Annotated in this window: 4 protein-coding genes; 3 read left to right on the top strand and 1 reads right to left on the bottom strand. The window is 52.8% G+C overall.

The window, feature by feature from the left end:
- The first annotated feature begins 8 nt into the window (after positions 1–8).
- The 3 genes from NTCA1_RS29250 to NTCA1_RS28030 all read left to right on the top strand — a co-directional run bounded on the left by NTCA1_RS29250 (position 9) and on the right by NTCA1_RS28030 (position 1,773).
- Positions 9–566 carry a DUF2726 domain-containing protein gene (locus NTCA1_RS29250; protein WP_374705223.1) on the top strand — a complete coding sequence of 186 codons (558 nt, stop codon included), beginning with the start codon at positions 9–11 and terminating at the stop codon, positions 564–566.
- 64 nt (positions 567–630) lie between these two features.
- Complete coding sequence (locus NTCA1_RS28035; RefSeq protein WP_159832480.1) at positions 631–1,410, top strand: CsgG/HfaB family protein; 780 nt, start codon at positions 631–633, stop codon at positions 1,408–1,410.
- 174 nt (positions 1,411–1,584) lie between these two features.
- Positions 1,585–1,773, top strand: a complete 189-nt coding sequence (locus NTCA1_RS28030) for a hypothetical protein (RefSeq protein ID WP_159832479.1) — start codon at positions 1,585–1,587, stop codon at positions 1,771–1,773.
- Between the two features lie 27 nt (positions 1,774–1,800).
- Here the strand turns inward: NTCA1_RS28030 and NTCA1_RS28025 are convergent, their stop codons facing one another.
- The gene (locus tag NTCA1_RS28025) at positions 1,801–2,019 is read right to left on the bottom strand and encodes a hypothetical protein (protein WP_159832478.1); all 219 of its coding nucleotides are present in this window, start codon (positions 2,017–2,019) and stop codon (positions 1,801–1,803) included.
- Positions 2,020–3,454: the final 1,435 nt, after the last annotated feature.

Here is a 3,454-nt window from a genome sequence, read left to right as displayed (position 1 = left end):
CCCACCCCATGCGATCGCCTCAATCTAAACCGGAAATTACACCACGAGCGCGGACGCTAACAAATTTGCTGCCTATCCTCGTGATTGTTCTCTTGGCGGGCATTGCGAAGACGCTCCTAAAGCGCAGGGGCGTACTCCCGACAAACGTCCGTCCTCGGCCGCTTATGACCCCTATAGAGCGCCGGACGCTAACCTATATCGAAATGGCGATCCCATGGGCGCGAGTTCATGCCCAAGTCTCGCTTGGCGCCATTCTCGCACCTCAGAAGGGCCTTGACCGGTCGCGGTCAACGACCGTCCGAAACAGATTTTCCAGCAAGCGGGTCGATTATGTCGTTGAGGAAAAGTCGACAGGCCGCATCGTCTTGCTGATCGAGCTCGACGATCGCACACACAACTCCAGGAGTGACGCGCAGCGTGACCGTATGACCGCAGCAGCTGGCTACTCCACCCTACGGTTGCCGGCAGGTGAAAAGCCTTCCGTAGAGAGCGTGCGCCGACACATCAGGAACGTCTTTGACGCTCATCCCGATCTCTACATGCCAGGGCGAAGCGGGACGTCTTGATTAGAAAAACAAAACGCATCGCACACAAAAGCACAGGTTCTTTCACTGTTTTCGGAGACGTCGAATGAAAGGCTATATCCTCGCCGCCGTGTTCGCGGCATCACTCTCATCGTCTGCCTTCGCCCAAAAGATCGGCAAGGGAGGAACCGGTGTCGACGAAAACGTCGATCTCCCACAATGCTCGAAGCCCCTTGGTTCCGTCGCGCTGGTAGAAGACAAAGCCCCAAGCGCAGAGGATCAAATTCCGCCAGGGATGCGGGCATTGATCCAAATGGCTGAACGCCAGAATGGGGGATCTACCGCGAGAGTAGATCCGCTTCCTCTCCTGAAACTGTTGGCCGCCAAATCAAACTGTTTCCTCGTCGTCGAACGAGGTGGAGCATTTGACGCGCTGCAGCGTGAACGAAATCTTGCGGCCGGTGGCTCAGTCGCGAACGGTCAAGCGCTAACCCAAGCGACATTGACTGCGGCAGATTACCTAATCAGTGCCCAGGTCCTCTATTCGGACGCAAACAGCCGAGGCGGTGGCGGAGGTCTAGGGGGATCATTCGGATCCGCGGTTGGTCTGAAGACAAAGACCCTCGAAAGCCAGATCATGCTTTCTTTGATCGATGTGAAGACCGGCGTTCAGCGGGCCGTCGCCACGGGGGCTGGTCGGAAGAAGGATGTGAGCCTGGTCGGCGGGGGCCTGCTTCTTGATATCGGTATCGGAGCGCTCGGAGGATCATACACATCGACTGACATCGGCAAGATCACTTCGCTTGCGATGCTTGACGCTTACAGAAAGATCGCGACTGACGCGCAAAACCGCTTGCAGGCCCAGGACGAACCAAAAGCGCCCTGATGCAATATCAAATCCTCCAGTCATGCCGATCAGCCGCGCAAATGGCGCGGCCGATCGGCGCAAGGTTTCGCGGATGAGAAAGGGAAGGTTAGTCTGAGATTTGGGCTTCCTGCAACCGACGCCTGTTTTGGCGGTTATCAGGCCAAGAGGTAACGTTTGCGAAGGAGTTGCGAGGTGGAAGCAACATTCACGCTGCCCGACGGAAACCCAGTGACCGTCATTCGAGAATCGATAGCCTACTATCAACCCGCTGACGATGGAACGCTGATTGTGTTTATCGGCGGAAGTAGCTTACAATTAACTGAATCATATGAGGAAGTTGGGCCGGCGCTCAACAAGACGAATACCTCGGGAAATTCCTGAATAAACCCCTTTGGTCACAGACTTCGATCAAGAAGATTTATCTTCGCTGTCGCTGTGTGTGTTCGCTCCAGCAGGAGGGGTCAAAATCGATTGAAGATAAACTAAAAGAATAATTAGAGCTGGCAAAGCCATAACGCACGCAATCCACTGAAGCGGATCAGACATATCATGCCCAAGCGTCAATGCGGAACTGAATAGGTTTATGCTTCTTTCCACGGCATCAAATGTTGTTACCGTTTCAGGCATACAAAATCCCAAAAAAATAATGGGATAATCAGTTTCATAGCTTCCTGGGCGACCGTGCCGGCAAACGGCCATCAGTGCAAGCGTCTATAGAGCGTACACTGCGCCATGGGACGAGACCCTTGATACCCTCTCACCTGTGTCCGAGCGGAAAAGACGAGCGTTTGCATGCTCGGTTTGACGGTGTGTCTCTACAACGCGACACATAAGTGAAGCTCGGCACACTTAGCGACACTTGTGTCAGGAAAGCACGATCCAATCATCAGGGCTAAAAAGGCCGGCCCGTCGCATGTCATTCGGGTGGGGGGGGGGGGGGGGGGGGGGGGGGGGGGGGGACTGCGACGGGCCAGCTGCGAACCAGATTGCATTACCTTGTGCTCGCTAAGCCTTTTCTATGAAAATCTGAGTTAAGTTCAAGTTAAAAATCGCGTTATGTTGTCCGACCTTTTAACTCTCAAGAGAGTGTCGAATATTTCAAAATTTTAACTCTGTTAATCCCTCAACGCATTACGATCGTCTCGATAAGAAGCACGCATATGCGTAGTTTGCTAGGGAGCTTGCCGGTCTGAAGCAGTATTTTATGGCGTCGATTCCATACATCAATAATTAGCCATTAACCTATTGACTTAGCTAACAGCAGCACGATAAATTTCTGCTACAAGCAAAAAATTTTCATCTGTCAGCAACCTACTGTCGATTCACCGCGAGATTCCAAGGCACGTTGTGCTCAAATGACGCGGTTTCCGAAAGGATGTTCCAACTTGGATGCGCCGGCGTTGTCGAACCAGGTTGAGTATGTGGGGCGCGGATAAGGCATGCCATCCTTGAAAACAGCCGGTTCACAACGATAGCCTCGGCTATGAAGCGAAATGTGCTCCCTTCGCATCCATGCGATGCATGGGTCGCAACACACATGAGCGTGTACAGGCCAAGGTTGATTGGGTTCGCATTCTCAACCAGCCCGTCTCAACCACTGCACAATCTTGAGGCCATCACCAATTGAAATTCATTAATAACACCTCGATTGGATTACACCGTTGCATGAAAGATGCTCTGTGATAAAGCGCATTTCGGTCATTGTTCTTAACTTGACCATTTCTGGAACCTTGGGCTGTCTCTTGACCGTGAGGCAGCCCATTTTTAATACAGAACTGATCGAAGATTATGTCAAAAGTTCTTGAAGTTGAGACGCCGCATCGCTTGATCCAGATTTTAGAGGTCAAAATGTTTCATGCGAAGGCAGTGGCTCGCTGGCACGGAATGCTCGCTTCGGCGCAGGAAAAGATGGGGGGCTTCTCTGCCGGGATTGGCTTCATCGGATCACCTGGCTGGGTCTTAGCTGGTGGTACAGTGCTAGGCGCTATCGAGAGTGCAATCTGGTCGTGTCCCGCGGGGTGGTGTAGGAACCGTCGATCTACGGCAGGATCAGGTTCAGGTC

It is taken from the genome of Novosphingobium sp. TCA1, assembly GCF_009811895.1.
In the GTDB taxonomy this organism is placed as follows: Bacteria; Pseudomonadota; Alphaproteobacteria; order Sphingomonadales; family Sphingomonadaceae; genus Novosphingobium; species Novosphingobium panipatense_A.
This window is presented reverse-complemented; position numbering and strand designations above follow the sequence as displayed.

Coding starts and splice junctions, on each gene's coding strand:
- NTCA1_RS29250 (WP_374705223.1), top strand. CDS start 9: ATGCGATCGCCTCAATCTAAACCGGAAATTACACCACGAGCGCGGACG.
- NTCA1_RS28035 (WP_159832480.1), top strand. CDS start 631: ATGAAAGGCTATATCCTCGCCGCCGTGTTCGCGGCATCACTCTCATCG.
- NTCA1_RS28025 (WP_159832478.1), bottom strand. CDS start 2,019: ATGCCTGAAACGGTAACAACATTTGATGCCGTGGAAAGAAGCATAAAC.